12 protein-coding genes are annotated in these 18837 nt (G+C 42.2%); 7 read left to right on the top strand and 5 right to left on the bottom strand.

Annotation, left to right across the window (positions count from 1 at the left end; all coding sequences use genetic code 11):
- Positions 1-2: 2 nt before the first annotated feature.
- Positions 3-1499: a DNA polymerase Y family protein gene (locus tag FM107_RS12285; RefSeq protein WP_086948807.1), complete on the bottom strand. Its 1497-nt coding sequence runs from the start codon at positions 1497-1499 to the stop codon at positions 3-5.
- Entirely contained in the window at positions 1481-2236 is a 756-nt protein-coding gene (locus tag FM107_RS12280) for an ImuA family protein (protein ID WP_086948806.1), read from the bottom strand. Before FM107_RS12280 ends, FM107_RS12285 begins: the two co-directional genes overlap by 19 nt.
- Before the next feature lie 62 nt (positions 2237-2298).
- Here FM107_RS12280 and FM107_RS12275 point away from each other — a divergent pair, with 62 nt between their 5' ends.
- The 6 genes from FM107_RS12275 to FM107_RS12250 all read left to right on the top strand — a co-directional run bounded on the left by FM107_RS12275 (position 2299) and on the right by FM107_RS12250 (position 12607).
- The gene (locus FM107_RS12275) at positions 2299-3102 is read left to right on the top strand and encodes an XRE family transcriptional regulator (protein ID WP_086948805.1); all 804 of its coding nucleotides are present in this window, start codon (positions 2299-2301) and stop codon (positions 3100-3102) included.
- 105 nt (positions 3103-3207) lie between these two features.
- Positions 3208-5115 (top strand): AAA domain-containing protein, encoded by a 1908-nt coding sequence (locus tag FM107_RS12270; protein ID WP_086948804.1) that lies wholly within the window; start codon positions 3208-3210, stop codon positions 5113-5115.
- A gap of 171 nt (positions 5116-5286) precedes the next feature.
- On the top strand, positions 5287-6000 hold the full coding sequence (locus FM107_RS12265; RefSeq protein WP_086948851.1) for an SGNH/GDSL hydrolase family protein: 714 nt from the start codon (positions 5287-5289) through the stop codon (positions 5998-6000).
- A 432-nt stretch (positions 6001-6432) separates the two neighbouring features.
- Entirely contained in the window at positions 6433-7581 is a 1149-nt protein-coding gene (locus FM107_RS12260) for an Sb-PDE family phosphodiesterase (protein WP_086948803.1), read from the top strand.
- 12 nt (positions 7582-7593) lie between these two features.
- A complete protein-coding gene (locus FM107_RS12255) occupies positions 7594-10839 on the top strand; it encodes a TonB-dependent receptor (RefSeq protein ID WP_086948802.1) in 3246 nt (1081 codons plus the stop codon).
- 10 nt (positions 10840-10849) lie between these two features.
- Positions 10850-12607, top strand: coding sequence for a RagB/SusD family nutrient uptake outer membrane protein (locus tag FM107_RS12250; protein WP_086948850.1), 1758 nt, complete (start codon positions 10850-10852; stop codon positions 12605-12607).
- 138 nt (positions 12608-12745) lie between these two features.
- On the opposite strand, the gene FM107_RS12245 is transcribed toward FM107_RS12250, so the two are convergent.
- A complete protein-coding gene (locus FM107_RS12245; RefSeq protein WP_086948849.1) occupies positions 12746-14197 on the bottom strand; it encodes a sulfatase in 1452 nt (483 codons plus the stop codon).
- Positions 14198-14823: 626 nt separating this feature from the next.
- Between FM107_RS12245 and FM107_RS12240 the strand changes: the two genes are divergently transcribed.
- Positions 14824-15603 carry a response regulator gene (locus FM107_RS12240; protein ID WP_086948848.1) on the top strand — a complete coding sequence of 260 codons (780 nt, stop codon included), beginning with the start codon at positions 14824-14826 and terminating at the stop codon, positions 15601-15603.
- Between the two features lie 126 nt (positions 15604-15729).
- On the opposite strand, the gene FM107_RS12235 is transcribed toward FM107_RS12240, so the two are convergent.
- Positions 15730-16731, bottom strand: a complete 1002-nt coding sequence (locus FM107_RS12235) for a DUF4973 domain-containing protein (RefSeq protein ID WP_086948801.1) — start codon at positions 16729-16731, stop codon at positions 15730-15732.
- 18 nt (positions 16732-16749) lie between these two features.
- Positions 16750-18828, bottom strand: a complete 2079-nt coding sequence (locus tag FM107_RS12230; RefSeq protein WP_086948800.1) for a RagB/SusD family nutrient uptake outer membrane protein — start codon at positions 18826-18828, stop codon at positions 16750-16752.
- Positions 18829-18837 lie beyond the last annotated feature (9 nt).

The raw sequence follows: 18837 nt of genomic DNA, 5'->3' as shown, positions 1-18837 counted from the left end.
TTTTAAGCAAAAAATCCATGCAGGAACCATTGCGGTTCCCCTTGTCCATATTGACCTAGACGAAAGAGCCAATAACGGGCTCCCTGGTCATCTTCTACCCGGTAATAATCTCGGGCTTCTCCATCTTCTATCCACCATTCTTGCTCGATCCTTTCTGGGCCGTCCGCTTTGGTTAGTTTATATACTTTTTTCTTATGAATGAATAAAATTGGTGGGTAATCGGGCAGGGGTACGGTCACCTTAATGGGTTCGGGTTTACTCAATAGGTGTATTGGCCTATTCAGGTTGTTCGACCAAGGAATGGATGGTGCCTCTTGAAGCGAATGCGCTGTTTTTATCGAGCGTTCGGGCCAGTGCTGCGCTGCGGGCAGGTAGCGACGAATGGCACATAGACCTACCTTCCCTGCTATATTATCAAGGAGCTCAGCGATCTTGCTGTACGCGCTCGGGGCGCCCCATAAAGTTTCCTGCGCATCTTGTATATCTTCCACTATTGAAGCTTCTAAGACAAACAATTCAATACCCAGCGCAGGCTCGATGGTTGGAATCTTTAGCTCAAATAATTTAAAAAGATGTGCTACATTATGAGAAGCTTTATTAGTACCGATATGTATTTGCTGTATGTTTCCATCGATGCGGTGCCCTTTAAAGATGCCGCTGCGCAGACCTTTACCTTCTTTTTGAAGTCTTGCGCAAAGTTCTTCGAGTAGATTTTGCAAGGCTATGGCTATGCCTGTAGCAGTACATATCGGTTCCAAACAGGGGAGACGCTGTTCATAAGGTGCTGCCGGTTTTATCGGCGTAATAACCTCCGGGTAATTGCCCAATGCTTGATGCAAGCGCTGTAATAAGTCCTCTCCAAATCGCCTTCGCAGGGAGCTTCTAGGGATGTTCATGAACTGACCTATGTGTTTGAACCCAAGTTTCTGCATGCGCAGTACGGTTGCTGGCGCTATGCGTAAAGCTACCGGGGGAAGCAAGCCTAATGCTTCAGCATGCTTTGTGGGCTCTACTATGGGAAGCGGAGAGCTGCTATAGCGGGCCAGCGCCCAGGCAGCTCCAATTGTATCGGCAATAGCCGCGCGTATTTGGTACCCTTCGCGAGCAAGCCTATGTTTTAAGCTTTCTATATAAGAGCGTTCATCCCCCCATAGATGCGTACATCCGCTGATATCTAGGAGTAGGCAATCGGGGGAAGTTACAGCAACAATTGGCGAAAAGCGAAGGCACCATTCTGCAAGTGCGTTTAAGACCCTTTGTGTCGTAATGGGGTCGTCTTGAAAACTTGCTACCTCCGGCAGGATTGCTCTAGCACTAGTCAATACATCACCTACGTTGATGCCCTCTTTTCTAGCCCGGGTGCTGACGGCTTTAATGATCATTTTTCCCTGCTCCGCAGCGCAAAGCACGAAGGGTTTATCACGAAGATCGGGCGACTTTTTTAGAACATTATCTACGGATAAATAAGGAAACCATATCGCTAAGAAACGTTTAGGCATACTGCTTGTTTTTTTAATGTGCGTTGTTGTGGTGCTTGTTCTGCGGCAATAGAAATGAATTTGTTGTCTCGCCAACCTAGGGCCCATTTTCTTGGTTTTCCTCCTCGTATTTTCTCTAGGTTTACCTCCCATAAAGGAAAGCCAACTCCTGGTAAGCCGTTCTCTGTATAACTCGCTAGCGGGGTGATCTTCCATCGTGCGGTGCAGGCAAGTGTATTTTCGCGACGTGGCTTTCTGCGATGCAAGAAGCCTGTTACCTGACTTTTTTCGACAGCAAGCTGAAGGCGTTGCGATTCGGTAAAAGACACCTCGCTGAGTTCCGCTACTACCGCCGAGAGGGCGCTGCATTTGAGTGCTTGCTCCATTACCCACAACGCTTCTTTATCTTTTGTAATGTCGATGAATATGATCTTGTCGGGTTGAACACCGAAGTAGCCTAAACCGGCGGGGAATAAGCTTCGCTTGGTGCTAATCCAAAGGCAAGGTGTGTCATTATTCATCAATATGGATAAGATGGATGACACGAACCCACTTACCGCAGTAGCACATGCGGCTGTTTGGCTGATAAATTCATGAATTGTTCCTTTTGGGAAGGTATGTCTAGGAAATGCGTCCGCCATTAACTGGAAACCTATATCTTCTTGTTGTAAGTCTGTCGTCGCGCTTTTGAAACCTTCCAGCGAAAGTATCTCTTGCTGCAGTTTCTTGATGATTTCTTTTTTTTCTATCCCCACCATATCCGAAAAATTAAGTACATTTGTTATTATTAATAACAAACATGTGTTATCAATTATAGCAAATGAAAACTGAAAAACAAAAAATATATTTTGCTTCTAATATTAAATTTCTTCGTGAGCGCAAGCGGATGAGTCAAGAGGCGAGTGCAGCAAAACTTGGGTTGACAAGGGCTAAGCTAGCTGCTCTTGAAGCTGGAAATACAAAGTCTCCACAACCGGAAGATTATTTAAATTTTTCATTTTTTTTCTCCGTTAGTGTCGATACATTATTGAAAGTAGACTTGTCCAAGTTGGGGGAGCTGAAATTGCGCGAGCTCGAGGAGGGCAATGATGTGTATATAAGAGGAGGTAACCTGCGTGTGCTGGCTATCAGCGTCAATAAAGAAAACAATGAGCATGTAGAGTACGTCCCGATAAAGGCGAAGGCCGGTTATGCTACGGGCTATGCAGATCCAGAGTTTATTGCCGGTTTACCAAAGTACTCGATGCCAAATTTACCCAAAGGCGATACTTATCGTATATTTCCAATTACAGGGGATTCCATGCTTCCTATACCGGAGGGAAGTGATATTACAGGTAAATACCTTGCCGACTGGAGTTCCATAAAGCCCAATACGCCCTGTATTGTTATTTTAAAAAGACAAGATGACTTCGTTTTTAAATTGGTGACTATTCATGCCGATGGTACCCTTGTTCTACGGTCGTTAAACCCTGCTTACCAGCCTTACCAAGTTGGCATCAATGAAGTCTTGGAGATCTGGAAATTTCACAGTTATACTACTAACGTTTTTCCCGAATCACCTTCGGATATATCGACAGTGCTTCGGGCCATCCAAGAATTGGATCGTAAGATGAATACAAAATAGATACATACCTCCGGGTCTTTTGTTGTACGTCTGGTGTGCCCATAAGGCTGCTTAGATTATGTTTTGGTTAAAAAATCAAGTATTTTGCGGCCGTTAATTCAGTATATGGAATATTTCGAAGAACTTACCTCTCTATTAGATCAGGAGCAGCATTACGATCGAGCGCAGTATGAAACCCTTTTATTAAAAAGCTCGTTGCAGGAGCGCCGCGCGCAGGGGATGACCTGGTTTCCAATTTCTATTGGGGAGAGTGAGCTGGGACGAGGTGATTATTTAACCATTAGCGTGAATAAAGTTAATAATCTTCAAGAGGGAGATAAATTCCGTTTCGGTATGCCGGTGTCCTTATTCTCTAATCATGATCCAGAGTATGATCGGATTGATGGAATTATTGCTTTTGTGCGTGGGAACACAATGCGCATTTCATTCCGCGTGGATGAGCTCCCTGACTGGAGTCGTAGAGGTAAGCTGGGGGTAGATTTGCTGTTCGATGAAAACGCTTACCGGGAGATGCATGATGCCCTGCGTAAAGCGAAAGAGCTAAAGTCCGCTGGTCAGCAAGGAGCACTTATTCGGCAGCTTGTCGGAGAACAAGTTTTGCCAGCAGCTGCCTTACAACAGGAATTAAACTATACGAATGAAAACTGTAACGCCAGTCAAAATAGCGCTATTCAGCATATCTTAAGTGAGCGCCCCTTATCGATCCTGCATGGCCCTCCAGGTACGGGTAAGACAACAACATTAATTAAGGGCATAGCGGCATTATTAAAGCAGGAAAAAAGACAAATTTTGGTTGTTGCTCCAAGCAATATAGCTGTTGATGTGCTCACCGAGAGACTCGATGCGGCAGGACTGTCAGTGGTACGCATAGGAAATCCTGTTAAAGTGTCTAGCCACTTACAGGAGCTCACGCTCGATGCGCAGATGGAAACCCACCGAGCAAATAAAGAAGCTAAAGACCTAAGCAAGCAAGCTCGCGCATATACCGAGATAGCTCATAAATATAAACGGAGTTTTGGGAAGAATGAACGGGAGCAGCGTAAGGCTTTGTTTGATGAAGCGCACAAACTACGTAAAGAGATTGAACGTGTACAGGATTATATTTTGCAAGATATTTTGGACCATGTGCAAGTGGTTACAGCAACCCTCGTGGGTGCCAATCATTTTACAATTCGTGATCGGACGTACGCCACCGTTGTTATCGACGAGGCGGCACAGGCACTTGAACCGGCATGCTGGATTCCTATTCTTAAAGCAAGCAAACTCGTGCTGGCAGGGGATCACCTGCAGCTGCCGCCGACCGTGAAATCGCATCATAACATGTATGAAGGCCTTAATAATACTTTATTTGAGAAGCTTGTTCGAAAATATCCTGCAGAAGTCTCTTTGCTTGATATGCAGTACCGGATGCATGAGCAGATCATGCAATATCCATCGCAAGCGCTCTACCAGGGGAAACTGCAAGCAGCTAGCACGGTTGCAGGTTGGACGTTGTTGCAAGATTCGGCCCCGATCGAGTTCATTGATACAGCGGGTAGTGGTTTTGAAGAAACCCAGCTTGATAGTGCCATCTTTAATGTTGAGGAGGCTGCGTTTTTACGGAAGCACCTTAGCCAGACAATAGCGTCTCTTGCAGCGGCTTATCACGAAAAGCCGTTTCCTAGCATTGGCGTTATAGCCCCATATCGCCGCCAGGCGGCATTCTTAAAGGAAATCATCACCGAGGATGAGCAGTTGCGGCCTTTTGCAGCATTTATTCAGATAAATACTATCGATAGTTTTCAGGGGCAAGAGAAAGATGTGATTTATATTAGCTTGACAAGGAGCAACAGTGGACAGCAAATAGGTTTTCTGTCTGATGTTCGGCGCATGAATGTCGCGATGACGCGCGCCAAGAAGAAGCTTATAATTATCGGCGATAGCAGCACCATTGGGCAGCATCCGTTTTACCAGGGGTTGTTATCATTTGCGGAGTCTACGGCGCAGTATCGTAGCATCTGGGAATGGGTCTAAAGTTTTTTATAAGAATTTTGCTTTCAATCTATTTTGTATTTTTGTTCTTGATTTCCAAGGATGTCGTTAGTATTTTTCTTAAGAATAATTCTATCTCGTTATATGCCGAATTTAAATATTATAAATTATTGTACGACCAATGCATTTAGAAGTGTTTTGGTTCTGTGTATTATGCTGATCTATACCAGCGGTCTGCTTGCTCAGGGAAAACGTATCTTGTTTCTCGGCGATTCTATTACCGATGGAAATTGGGGTGGGGGCGGCGTAAAGTCCAGTAGTGAGCGTAACCATTGGGATCAAAACCACCTTTTTGGAAGTGGGTTTATGTATTTATCGGCGGCTTTTTATATGGGCGGGTATCCCGAGTATAAACTCGAATTTTTTAATCGTGGGATAAGTGGAAACACGTTAGATGATCTTTCCAAACGCTGGCAAGAAGATGTGCTTGATATAAAACCCGACGTCGTTTCGATTTTGATTGGAACCAATGACATTGCCCAATTTGTGCAATCAGAAAAGAAATCATTCGACTACGCACTTTGGTCACAAACATATGCCACGTTAATACAGCAAACTCTCGAAAAATACCCTGATGTTCGGATTGTTTTATGCACACCGTTTGTAGCACGTGGGGAACGTGTGAAAGATGAACGGTATGTTTCGCTTGTAACGAAACTCTCCGTGGAGGTCCGTCAGCTAGCCACCGCGTACGGCGTTACGGTAGTGGATTTTCATGCATTGTTCGCTGAGCTGGAAAATGAGCACCCGCGGGTAGCTTCGGATTACTGGCTTTGGGATGGTGTCCATCCGACGGCAGCGGCTCACCAAAAAATGGCCGAATTGTGGCGATCCGTGGCGGGGGAGTACGTGACTGAACATAAATAATGGTATTATCTGGTTATTATGTATTTACCTAGCATTCCGGAGGTGTTGAAGGTACGGTTTCTCGCGATACATTATTCAAAGACCCGAAATATTTATAGTGGCGATGTTTCCTCGTCGCTATTTCCTTGATCCTACTTGAAGCTTAAAACTTCGAAAAAATGTTCATTTTTTCCTTCACGTTAACTAATTGTGATCAAAATATGAATTAATAGAAGGGTTGAGCACTACCACCCATAAAAAAAACATATTTATTTTTATTTAAAAACATTTTTTTTACGTGTGTATGTGATAATAATGATGTTTTTAAATATTACGTTAGCTTTCTTGTTATTTTTTTACGTTAAAAATTGTTAATTAATTTAAAATGTATTCTTAATAGTGTGTTAATAATGCGTCGCTACTTTTGGGAAATAATAATCAACCATTAAAGTGATGAAAATTAAAATGTCGTTTTTAGGTGCAATGCTATTCTGCGGCGCATCGTTACAAGCTCAAACTGACAACGGAATCATGCGCATGGACGAATTTGCGTATCCCGTAAAAAGACAACATGTAAGTATTCCCAATGTTGGCGGCTTTCAGGTATTGAAATGTGATTTTCACATGCATACTGTATTTACAGACGGTCACGTATGGCCGAATGTTCGCGTGCAAGAAGCATGGAAAGAGGGGTTAGATGTTATCTCGTACACTGAACACATGGAGTATAATCCCCATCATGAAGACGTAAAGGTCGATCATAACCGATCTCATGATTTAGCGGTTAATCTAGCCAAAGAAAATAATATTGGCCTGATTAAAGCAACCGAAATAACCCGTCAAACGCCTCCGGGACATTTTAACGCACTTTTTATTAAGGATGCTAATAAGCTGGTTGCTGATAACGATTCGAAATTAGATCAAGAAGCGATTGATAAAGCGATTGAGCAAGATGCATTTATCTTTTGGAACCATCCAGGATGGCAGGTGGATAAAATTCCCGGTTCATACGAATGGATTGATTTTGTCGAGAAAATGTATCAAGAGAAAAAGCTTCACGGTATCGAAGTGGTAAACGGACTGGGGTTCCACAAGAAGGCATTAGACTGGGGCCTAGACAGAGATCTCACAATTATCGGGAATACCGACATACACAACCTTATTGCACATAGTTATAACATTGGCCAAGAAGGTGTTCATAGGACAATGACCCTTGTGATGGCTAAAGATAAAAGTGCCGCATCAATTCGTCAAGCGCTCGATGCTGGTCGTACCGTAGCATGGTCGAGTAAATACTTGTTCGGTAAAGAGGAGCATGTACGTAATTTGGTTGATGCTTGTATCGAGGTAGGTTCGGCTTATCACGAAAAGAAAAATGCAAAAACGAACCGGGTAACGAAGTATTACGAGGTGAAAAATAATAGTGATTTATATTTCGAGTTGATTTTAAAAGAAGGTAACGGTACTAAGCGTATCGTACTTTATCCAGAATCTACACAAATATTAACCGCGCAGGATGGGCAAGCTAAATTAAGTTATGAAATCGTATCGACCTATATCCGCAGCGATAAACATCTTCAATTTGATATAAAATTGAAATAAGCTATTCGTTTTATGAGACCATACATACCAATATTTCTATTGGCAGGGACGATATTGTCCTTCCCGATGGAGTCGAAAGCTTCGAAATTAAGGAACGAACTAGCTTTCCGAAGCGATTATCAGCAAACTATTTCAGGGCAAGTTGTCGATGGCAATGGGAATCCAATTGAAAATGCAACCGTGACCGTACAGGGAACAAATAAAGGTACGGCGACGGATCAAAACGGACGATTTACTTTAGAAACCGATGCATCTTCTGTTACGCTAGCCGTTTCCTACGTCGGTTTTACCACCAAAACACAGCAAGTCACTGGCCCATTTAATAATATCGTGATACAGCTCGATAACAAAAATGACTTAGAAGAAGTTGTCGTGGTAGGTTACGGAACACAGAAAAAGATAAACCTTACTGGTGCGGTATCGCAAGTAGGATCTGAAGTGTTAGAAAACCGTCCCGCAGCGAATTTAAGCCGTATGCTGCAAGGTGCCTTACCGAACTTAAATTTGAAAATGGTGGACGGAAGTCCTACACGTGGAGCAACATTTAATGTGCGGGGAACAACTTCGATTGGAGCCGGTGGTAGTGCGCTTGTTTTGATCGATGGGGTAGAGGGTGATCCGAATATGGTGAACCCGAATGATATTGAGAGTGTAACGGTTTTGAAGGATGCTTCGTCTGCTGCAATCTATGGTTCACGGGCAGCATTTGGGGTTGTTTTAATCACTACTAAATCACCAAAAGGCGGTAAAGCTACCGTCACATTTAATTCGAACCTCTCGATCAACAATCGTGTTGTTGAACCGAAATTAATAACCAATGGATACGAGTGGGCAAACAACTTCAATACGGCATTCAATGCATGGAACGACTACAAGTCAACTCCAATTTCTGTAAACAATATTTACCCTTTTTCGTTGGAATATTTGGAAAGGTTAAAGCAACAATCGGAGAATCCGACGGGCGAGGATGCTATCTTCAATGAAGCAACCAACCGTTGGGAATATTTTGGTAATACGGATTGGTATAATATGGTCTATCGCGATGATATGCCAAGCACCGAGCAAGCATTGAGCATTTCAGGTGGCGGCGAAAAAGCATCTTATTATTTATCCGGACGTTATTATCATCAGGCCGGGATTTTCAATTACAATCCAGATAAATTTAATAAATATAATATCCGCGGTAAGGGTGATGTGAAAGTTAACGACTGGTTAACCTTTGAAAATAATACTGAAATCAGTTCATATGATTACCATTATCCCATGTTTGCTGATGGTGACGGGAATATTTGGCGTCAATTTGAACACCAAGGATATCCGATGGCGGTAATACATAATCCTGACGGGACATATACCCATTCGGCAGTATATACTGGGATAGCTTCTTTTATGGAAGGTAATAATGCTTCCGATTTAAACAATACGGTATTAAGAAATACAGCAGGCGTGATCATTAAGCCGTTTAGTGCTCTTACCTTAAAAGGGGACTTAACGTACTCGCGAACGTGGCAGGATGAGCAGCGGACGAACAACTATGTTGATTATAGTAACTCCCCGGGCGAGGTTTATCGCTTCGGCCGCAGCATGTTGCGCGAGCTGGGGGAACGTACCAAATATATCGCCGGCAATATTACCGCAAATTATACGCAAACTTTTGACGAGAAGCATGATATTAATGCCTTGGTAGGTTATAACGTCGAATCGCAAACTTTTAAAACGTTAAATGCACAGCGCGACGGGATTATCCTTCCGGACAAACCTGATTTTAACCTGATGGACGGGCTAAACTATAATATCGCCGGTGGTGGTAACGAGTGGGCATACATAGGGCTATTCTACCGTTTAAATTATGCGTATGATGGTAAATATCTATTGGAGCTGAATGGCCGTTACGATGGGTCGTCCAAGTTTCCTGAAGATCAACGGTATGGTTTCTTTCCTTCGGTGTCTGCGGGTTGGGTCGTGTCGAACGAGTCATTTTTTGAAGATGCTAAACCGCTGGTCAGTAATTTGAAGTTCCGCGCATCTTTCGGTTCATTGGGGAACGGGAATGTTGCGCCGTACCGTTACTTGGAACAAATGTCTGTCGCTAAGACAAATGTTGTATTGGGCGGCGTACAACCAAGTTACACGTCGATTCCAGGAGTAATTCCTGATGGACTTACTTGGGAACGTTCAACGACCTTCAACGTGGGGATGGATTTAGGCTTCTTTGACAACGCGCTGAACTTGACGTTTGACTGGTACAACCGGAAAACTTATGATATGTTCACTATTGGTCAGCCCTTACCAAATGTATTTGGTGCAGCAGTACCGTACGGTAACTTTGCCGATATGTCAACAAAGGGATGGGAGCTGACGGTTAACTATAACAATCAGTTTGAGCTTGCCGGGAAACCTTTCAATTGGGGTATCAACGGATCGTTATGGGATAGCAAATCACATCTTACCCGCTTTAACAATCCTGAAAATGTGCTAAGTAGCTATTACGTAGGACAAGAAGTCGGTGAGATATGGGGATATCAAACATTGGGTTTTTTCGCCTCAGACGAAGATGTAGCGAACCATGCTGACCAGAGTTTCATTCGTAACTCCAATAATAATGTTTGGCTGGCAGGCGATTTGAAGTTTGCGGACCTCAACGGTGATGGTGTTGTTAACCAGGGTGACAATACTCTGGATAATCCGGGTGACCGTAAGGTGATCGGTAACAACTCTCCGCGTTATCAATTTGGTTTTACACTATCGGGTCGTTGGAATGGGATAGGCCTATCCGCTTTTTTCCAAGGTGTTGGCAAGCGTGATTATTATTTCGCTAAAGAAGCCGGCTTATTCTGGGGACCGTATAACAGACCTTATGGTTACCAGCCGACCAAGATGATGGAGGATATCTGGACCGAGGATAATCCTGATGCTTACTTCCCACGTTACCGTGGCTATACCGCTCTTGGTGCCGACCGTTCGTTAGGCGCCCCACAAACACGGTATTTACAAGATGTTTCGTACTTAAGACTGAAAACATTGACTTTGGATTATACATTGCCTCAACGGTGGGTACAGGGAGCTAAATTGAGCAATGTTCAATTGTTCTTGACTGCTCAGAATCTATTCACGTTTTCGGGTTTGTTTAAGCATACGGAGAATTTCGACCCAGAAGTCATCGAAAAACCAATCGGAGAATTAACCAATGGATCCGGAGAAGGATATGCGTATCCGCAGCTCAAGACCACAACATTTGGTATTAATGTTACTTTCTAAACATACTTCAATGAACTTAAAACTAAAAATCGGCATATTAGGATTCATAGCTGTGGCTTTTTCATCATGTAGCAAAGATTTCCTCGATCGCGAGCCTTTTGACAAATTGGTGCCTTCTACATATTTTAATACCGAAGCGGACCTTCAGCTTTATGTAAATTCGTTCTATCAGCAATTTACTCCATCCGCGTTAGCGCTCGTACAGGCAGACGAAATGGGAGAGTATACTTCTAAGAATAATTCCCCAAAGTTTATTGCAGGGAATTTCTCTTCAGTTGATCAAGGCGCGTGGAGCTGGACCAAGCTGCGAAACGTGAATTACTTTTTGAGTAAATATGATAACCCTGCCATCCCTGAGGAAGCAAGAAATCATTTTGCCGGAATCGCACGGTTCTACCGCGCACTGTTTTACTTCGATATGGTAAAAGATTATGGAGATGTGCCTTGGTATTCACAGCCTCTCTCAACGGAGGATCGCGAGCTATTGTATAAGCCGAGAGACCCGCGAGCGTCCGTTATGGATTCTGTACTGGCAGATTTGGATTTTGCGGTAGCCAATATTCGAGACGCCAAGGATAATACATCCTCTACCATTACTAAATGGGTAGCCCTCGGTCTTAAATCTCGGATTTGTTTATTCGAAGGTACCTACCGTAAGTACCACGATGAGTTAAATCTTCAAAACACGGCCGACAAATGGCTCACTGATGCATTTAATGCATCGAAAGAATTGATAGACTCGAAACAGTATAGCTTGTACAGTACGGGAAGTCCGGAGACCGACTATAGAACCTTGTTTATTAGTGAAAATCCTGTTTCTACGGAGGTGATGTGGGCAAATGTTCACAATAATTCATTGAAACGATGGCATGAGATTACATGGAAATTTAATTCTGCTACCTATGGCGCGCGGTGGGGATTAAATAAACAATTTGTCAACACGTATCTAAACACTGACGGAAGCCGGTTTACCGATAGGACAGGATTTGATGAGATCCCGTTTGTCCAGGAGATGAAAGAACGTGATCCACGACTGGCGCAAACTGTTCGTAGTTTAGGATATACGCGCTCAGACGGTTCGGCTGCTCCTCCAAACTTTGGGTATACCTTCACGGGCTACCATCTATTGAAATTTAGCTTGGATGATAAACGTTTGGATGGAGTTGCAGAAGGATATAATTCCATCACAATGATGCGCTATGCTGAAATTCTGTTGAACTATGCGGAAGCGGCAGCGGAACTTGGAAAGTTAACTTCTGATCCCTTGATCTGGGATGAAACTATCGGAGCCCTTAGAGCGCGTGCCGGTATTGAAGAAAATCGACCCGTCGTTGCTGATCGCTACTTGCAGCAAGTCTATTTTCCGGATATCACCGATAAATATTTACTGGAAGTACGCCGAGAGCGTGGAATCGAACTTGTGTATGAAGGATTGCGCTATGATGACCTTATGCGCTGGAAAAAAGGCGAACTGCTAGAAATGTCGTGGAAAGGTATTTATGTGCCAGCGATGGATCAAGCAATGGACTTAGATGGCAATGGTACACCGGATGTTTCGTTTGTTAGTAAAACACCATCGTCCCCGCAACAAGGTGTATCATATGTCGTTATCGACGGTAGCGCTTCGAAATTATCAGAAGGTACCAAGGGGCATATTATCTGGCGAGACGACGAAGATCGTCAATTTGACCAAAAGAAATACCTTCGACCAATATCTAATACGGATTTGGTTATCAATCCTGATCTAGGTCAAAACCCAGGTTGGTAGTACATTATACTTAGTTTTTATCGTAGGAGTCCTTTGCGCGTATTGCAGGGACTCCTTTTTTTCTTGGCGCGATAGGTAGGCAAAACTGTCGAGGAACACTTTAGCAAATTTTACTGTTGCCGGAGGTGTCGATCGATGCTATTTTTGATTTTGTTGATCATATTGTTTTTTTAATATAGGACCAGGTTGATTTATTTGGTGAGCATTAAATTGTGCACCGGGTTTTTCTCCCTTGCTCCATTTTAACGGAAGTCGTTTCCCCTCGATATCGTCACGATCGGGTGTGGGATTTTCGGGCCGAGAATCTCCGGTTTCTTTAATCCATGTGGTAAGTACGCTACGCAGGTAGGATAATATTTTTTGATTGTTTTGGTCGTTCACCAGGTTGGTAAATTGAAAGGGGTCGGACGACACATTAAATAGCTCTTCGGCCGGTCTCGGTTTTAGAAAAACATCTTCTTGATTCGCGTTAGTCGCCCCTTGCTCGTAGCTTGTCCAGAGCTCTTCTCCGGCGGGGAACATTTTTGTTGATTCGCCAGCTAGGTTTTGCCTGTTTGGGAAACCATTGCGGATATATACCCAGTCTCCAAACCTTACCATACGTTCATAGGCTTGAAACACATGCCAGTTATGTTCTGCGAATACAAAATCTCTTGTTGCATGTTCGCGACCTTGCATTGTTCCCAAAAAGCTTTTTCCTTGTATTCGATTGTCTATTGCGGGAAGCCCGGCTATTTCTAAAATGGTAGGAGCAATATCAATTGCGCTAACAAGTGAAGAATCGCGCGCAATACCTATTTGTGGGCCGTGGACAATAAAAGGGCTTTTTATTCCACTGTCGTATAGTCGAGCTTTATTACGCGGAAATGGACTTCCGTTATCGCTCATAAAAATGATATAGGTATCTTCATAAATTCCTTGACGTTTAAGTTCGCCAACTACCTCACCAACGTAATGGTCGAGTCGCGAAATTTCGTGATAGTATCCAGTAACGTCTTTTCGTGTTTGAGGTCCGTCGAACATCATTGGAGGTACTTTTATACCGTCTGGATTATACATCGTTCCGTGCTGATCGAATTGCCAGTCGCGATGCGCATCGTGTGAGGCAAACCACATAAAAAACGGTTTTTCTTTTGGCCGATTTTGAAGTATCGATAACCAATCTTCTTCTGCGCCAGGCCCTTTTCCTAGCGAAATCAATTCAAAAGCTTTTTTGACCGCATTACCCATATGATTCTTCCCTGAAAGTGCAGTATAATACCCTTTATTCCGGAGGATTTCCGGAAACATAACTTGATCCGCCGGTAGAGGGTCGTGTAGCTCGGGGGCGCCGGTATTGTGCGGGTATCTACCCGAGATTAAGCTACACCTACTTGGACTGCAGCTGCTTGTTGTAAGATACATATTGTTAAATACCAGACTAGAAGCTGCCAGGGCGTCAATGTTGGGCGTTTTGACATCCGTATTTCCATAGAAACCGATGTCGCCCCATCCGATATCGTCTGCAATAATAAGTACTACGTTCGGCTGGCTATTTTTATCAATTTGGCCAAATAGTGATTGTAAAGCGCAGACGCCTATTATTATCATTACTAATGAAAGTTTTCGAAGCATATTGACTGTAGATTGTACGTGATCAAAAGTAGTTAATGTTCGATTAATTGACCGCTTGTGCCGATCTATACGTGTGGATCGGCTGCGCACTTGAATTCAATCGCTCGATTAACAAAGTTAACGAGTTCAAGATGAACTATTGTTGTTTCAATTATTCAAATTCTTGTTGATTTGTCTCAAAAACATGCTGATTGCGAATAAATTCGAATCGTATGATATTGATAGTGTGTTTGTTATGGTGTTTGTCTATCAAAGTATTATTATCTTGATGATTATGGGGAAAAGAATATTTTTATTAAGTTTATCTAACGAGACGAATATTAGTAAATAGGCATGTAAAGTTTGCCTATAGTTGTCTTAACTAATTATGAGCCTGATATATCATTTCATAAAACAGGTAATTTAACGGGTCTTAGCGAAAGCTTGGCGGTGAATCATTTTTGTGGCGATTACAAAACAGTAGTTCTTTTACTTAAGTTTTAGATTGCGGACGTTTGATTTGTTGCTTACAGGATAGGTAATAGAAATCGACACGGAGTTGACGACATTCCAAGACAATTAGCGGAATTCGAAATTAAATGGGTGTTGAAAAATGTACGAATATGAAAGAATCGATTTTAATTATTGATGATAATAAAGAAATACTTGAACTACTTTCTGACGTTTTAGAAGATACATACAAATTACATCTCGCAGAAAACGGAGAAAATGCTTTGTCTTTATTAAATAAAGAGATTGTTCATCTAATCATTTCAGACGTGATGATGCCGGGAGTTGACGGGTTTGAATTATGTAAAATTCTTAAAACAGATATTAAATACTGTCATATTCCAATTATATTGTTGACGGCTAGAAATACATTTAACGCCCAAATTGAAGGCCTAGAAAATGGAGCCGACGCGTATATACAAAAGCCTTTTTCTCAACGTTTATTACGAACACAAATGGCAAATTTGCTTAGTAATCGTGTCAAAATAAAGGATCATATTGCAAATTCTCCGTTCGAGGATGTAAGGGTAATCGCACTATCCAAGGGTGATGAGTCTTTTCTTAAAAAGTTAGATGACTATATATGTAAAAATATGAAAGAGCCGCATTTGGATATTGATTTGCTAGCCTATCATATGCACATGAGCCGGCCGACATTTTATCGGAAAATAAAATCTCTATCCTCGCTGTCACCAAAGGAATTGATCGATATCAAGCGATTAAAAAGGGCGGTCACGCTCATTGCCGAAAATGAGTTTTCATTGTATGAGATTTCAACTATGGTCGGGTATAGGTCACAAAGCGTTTTCACGAAAAACTTTCAACGGTATTTTAAACTTGGCCCACGAGAATATTTCAATTCTCTTCAACGCGAAACTGAATATCGTCGATAAAATTTCGAAGACCTAATATTTCGCTATCCTTTTTTAGCCTGTCTTGTCATTTTATGTTGCAGTAATTCCATACGATAAAAGTATACAAATTGGAAGTATCCTTTAAACGTATGAAATTACTATTTTTTACCATTGAATTTGCTGATCTTCATCTGGTATTAATGTATTCAAATCACGTTGCATGGATAATGTCCCCTCTACGCGATATTTTAGTCGTTGGCCAGGAATTGCAGTATAATCTTCAAACTCATAGGAAAGATATAGGGTGATATAAACGTGCTTCATATAGGGACGCTGAGCGTCCCATGCCTCATCAATGGTATAATAAGATTGCTGTTCTCCTACTTTAAATTTGTTATTTTCCGAATTATCACTCCATATTTCTAATTTTTTCTTTTGAAGATCGATCTTGTCGTCCGTAAACTTGATAAACACCTTGTAATTTTTGCGGTCGAGAAAGTCTATATCTCTGAGACCGGCATAGAGAAATAATGTTTGTTCATCCACAACAAATGTACGGTGGGTATTTAATGTAAGCGGCTCATTATCTCCTTCAAGATATATCTTATACAATGTTCCACCATATTCCCCGGAATAGTCGTTAAATGGTGTGATACGCAGCATTGCTCTGCGGTAGTGTTTGTGAGGATTTGCGATGTAGTTGTAGTTAGGTTCATCTAAAATCTGTAAAGGTAACAACCATTTGTCTGACTGATCTAAATCTCCTAATGTGAAATCGATGGGCACAGTGACGGTGCTTACATTTGCCGGAACATCAACGACAAGTGGCATACTATAATATTTACTTTCTAACTGTTTGAAATATAATTCGCTGCGATGGCCATATTGCTCTTGGTTTAATTTTGCCAAAGTATCCGTATCCAATCCTAGATGAATAGTTCGATCAATGGAATTTGGTGTCGAACCACTCACAATTATTGGGAGATCAAATCGCATTTTCCCTGCCGCATTATATCGGACGTAGCAGAACGTTACACCTTCGGTATTGGGGCTTGCTTTGAATGAAGGCATCTGGACGAACTGTTCTTCTTTCCACTCATCATTGCATGATACAACGCATCCTGCGGTTGCAATCATTAAAAAAACTAGATAAATACTTTTTTTCATTACAAAAAATTAAAACTATTATTCAGGATTTGTCCAACCTGGATTCTGAATCAGGTACTTATTGCGCTTAAGTTCATTAAAGCTAATTGGCCAAAACCACATTTTGAGGGTAAAAATAGAGGGCAATGACGGGGTGGCTATTGGTGTGTGGAAAAGTTCTGCCTGCGCTTTTGTCGCGTATGCGTCATTTCCATAAACTTGTGCCGATTCCTCTGCGGGGGCGTCCGTCCATCGACGCAAATCAAAGTAACGATGTCCCTCAGCAAATAATTCGATTTGGCGTTCTCTTTTAAGTTTTTTTCGAAATTTATTTTGGTCGGCATATACTTCGCTCGCATAATCTACTAATCCCGATCGAATCCGGATTGGTTGGATTCCGTTTTTCATTTCACTGATATTGCGCGAGATAGAATGTGTTTTACTGCCATCCCACGATGGAATGTTAAATGATCCTGTTAATTCATTCAGCGCTTCAGCATATATTAATAGAACTTCGGCATAGCGGATTGCCGGATCAACTTTTTTCGTCATCCGACTTTGATCATAGGCAGTAACGGCTACATTACTGATGTCATCGGGATGTATATATTTTTTTATTCCAATCCCAGTCCGTGTCCAATACGTCGTGTTTTTATACCCATTTGGATCTCCACGATAATACCAAATTTGAACATTGCTTTTTTCGTCTCTAACGCTTTCTGAATTTAGTAAATTCCAAGTCGATCCATTATAAGAAACCGAAGCGTAAAATCGAGGCTCACGCTGTGCATACTGTTTACTCACGCCTATACCTAATGGTCCCAATTCAGGGTAGAGACTTAGTTCATCTTTTGTGACAAAACCTGTCTTGCGGGCTTGCGTATTATAACGTCCCTCGTATGCATCTAGCCCGGCGTACATACTGTTCATTCCTGGTATGTCGCTTCCGTCATTCATATAATACGCGTCCACCTGTTTCTGTGTCATACCATGCGAATTATAGCCTTTTCCTTCCAGCCTAGGTAACTGATGCAATACCAATACATTAATCCCTTCACCACCTTGGTTTTGACCACGTGTAAATATCAGTTCGGGATTTTGAAACGCAGGCACCGTGCCATTAAATAAAGCCCGATATGACTCAAAGGGGTCAATATTAAGCCAGCCAGATGGCCAGTTTTCATTGGAAAATTCACTATCTAGCGGAGGTGTAACGGTAGCGGGATATGCAATGTCGCCTGTTTCCTTTTTATACGCTACAAATAGTTGATATTGCCCCAAATCTATTACATCTTTTGCGGCGGCCGCCGCTTTTGCCCATTTAGATTCATCATAAGTCGGCGAAAGTAAGGGAGTCCCATCTTCGTTGATCATCGCCGTTGCTACCGCCCCAGGGGCTTTCCCATTGGCGAGCGGACTTGCGGCATACAACAAAGCTCTGGCACGAAGCGCTAAGGCTGCGCCTCGGCTCGGCCTCGCAATTTCTTGGATACCTTGCTTCAGCGGAAGTCCTTTAGCGGCTTTAGAAAGTTCGTTCGCAAGATAATTTGCACATTCCTCGTACGTATTTCGTGGCTGCGCTATTTCATCATATTCTTTCGTGTAATCAATGCCCTCATCCGAAATTATTGGTATTGGACCATATGTACGTAATAAGATAAAATAATAGTAAGCTCTTAAAAACCGCGCTTGACCTTTAAGAGCAGCAATTTCTGATTCTGAAAATGTTGTGTTTATATCGATATTATTAAGAAAAATAGTCGCTTGTCGAATTCCTTTATACGCGGTATTCCATATTTCACTACTTTCGCCGTGCAAACCACCTTCATCATATTGCCCGTTCTTCCATCTTTTGTAACCATTATTCTCGTCGCCAAAGAACATGTCATCAGCGAAATTAAAAGGGACTGTTTTTTTACTGGCTACATCCTGTAGATAGTTACTACCTAAAAAGGAATACGTTCGCGCTAACCAACGATTGACGTAATCGGGGTTCGTGAAGGCGTCTTCTGTTGTCAATCGTTCATCAAATAGATAATCGGAGTCCAAATAATCGGCACATCCCGTACTTAATAAAGTAAATCCGACGAAAGTTAAAATTGAATATATATTTTTCATAATGTCGTT

This window comes from Sphingobacterium sp. JB170, from assembly GCF_900163865.1.
GTDB lineage: Bacteria > Bacteroidota > Bacteroidia > Sphingobacteriales > Sphingobacteriaceae > Sphingobacterium.
Note: the sequence above shows the minus strand (reverse complement) of the source record. Positions and strands in the feature narration are given on the sequence as shown.

Excerpts from the sequence above, each read along its gene's own strand:
- FM107_RS12275 (WP_086948805.1), top strand. The coding sequence starts at position 2,299 with ATGAAAACTGAAAAACAAAAAATATATTTTGCTTCTAATATTAAATTT.
- FM107_RS12245 (WP_086948849.1), bottom strand. The coding sequence starts at position 14,197 with ATGATAATAATAGGCGTCTGCGCTTTACAATCACTATTTGGCCAAATT.
- FM107_RS12280 (WP_086948806.1), bottom strand. The coding sequence starts at position 2,236 with ATGGTGGGGATAGAAAAAAAAGAAATCATCAAGAAACTGCAGCAAGAG.
- FM107_RS12235 (WP_086948801.1), bottom strand. The coding sequence starts at position 16,731 with ATGAAAAAAAGTATTTATCTAGTTTTTTTAATGATTGCAACCGCAGGA.
- FM107_RS12285 (WP_086948807.1), bottom strand. The coding sequence starts at position 1,499 with ATGCCTAAACGTTTCTTAGCGATATGGTTTCCTTATTTATCCGTAGAT.
- FM107_RS12250 (WP_086948850.1), top strand. The coding sequence starts at position 10,850 with ATGAACTTAAAACTAAAAATCGGCATATTAGGATTCATAGCTGTGGCT.
- FM107_RS12255 (WP_086948802.1), top strand. The coding sequence starts at position 7,594 with ATGAGACCATACATACCAATATTTCTATTGGCAGGGACGATATTGTCC.
- FM107_RS12230 (WP_086948800.1), bottom strand. The coding sequence starts at position 18,828 with ATGAAAAATATATATTCAATTTTAACTTTCGTCGGATTTACTTTATTA.
- FM107_RS12265 (WP_086948851.1), top strand. The coding sequence starts at position 5,287 with ATGCTGATCTATACCAGCGGTCTGCTTGCTCAGGGAAAACGTATCTTG.
- FM107_RS12240 (WP_086948848.1), top strand. The coding sequence starts at position 14,824 with ATGAAAGAATCGATTTTAATTATTGATGATAATAAAGAAATACTTGAA.
- FM107_RS12270 (WP_086948804.1), top strand. The coding sequence starts at position 3,208 with ATGGAATATTTCGAAGAACTTACCTCTCTATTAGATCAGGAGCAGCAT.
- FM107_RS12260 (WP_086948803.1), top strand. The coding sequence starts at position 6,433 with ATGAAAATTAAAATGTCGTTTTTAGGTGCAATGCTATTCTGCGGCGCA.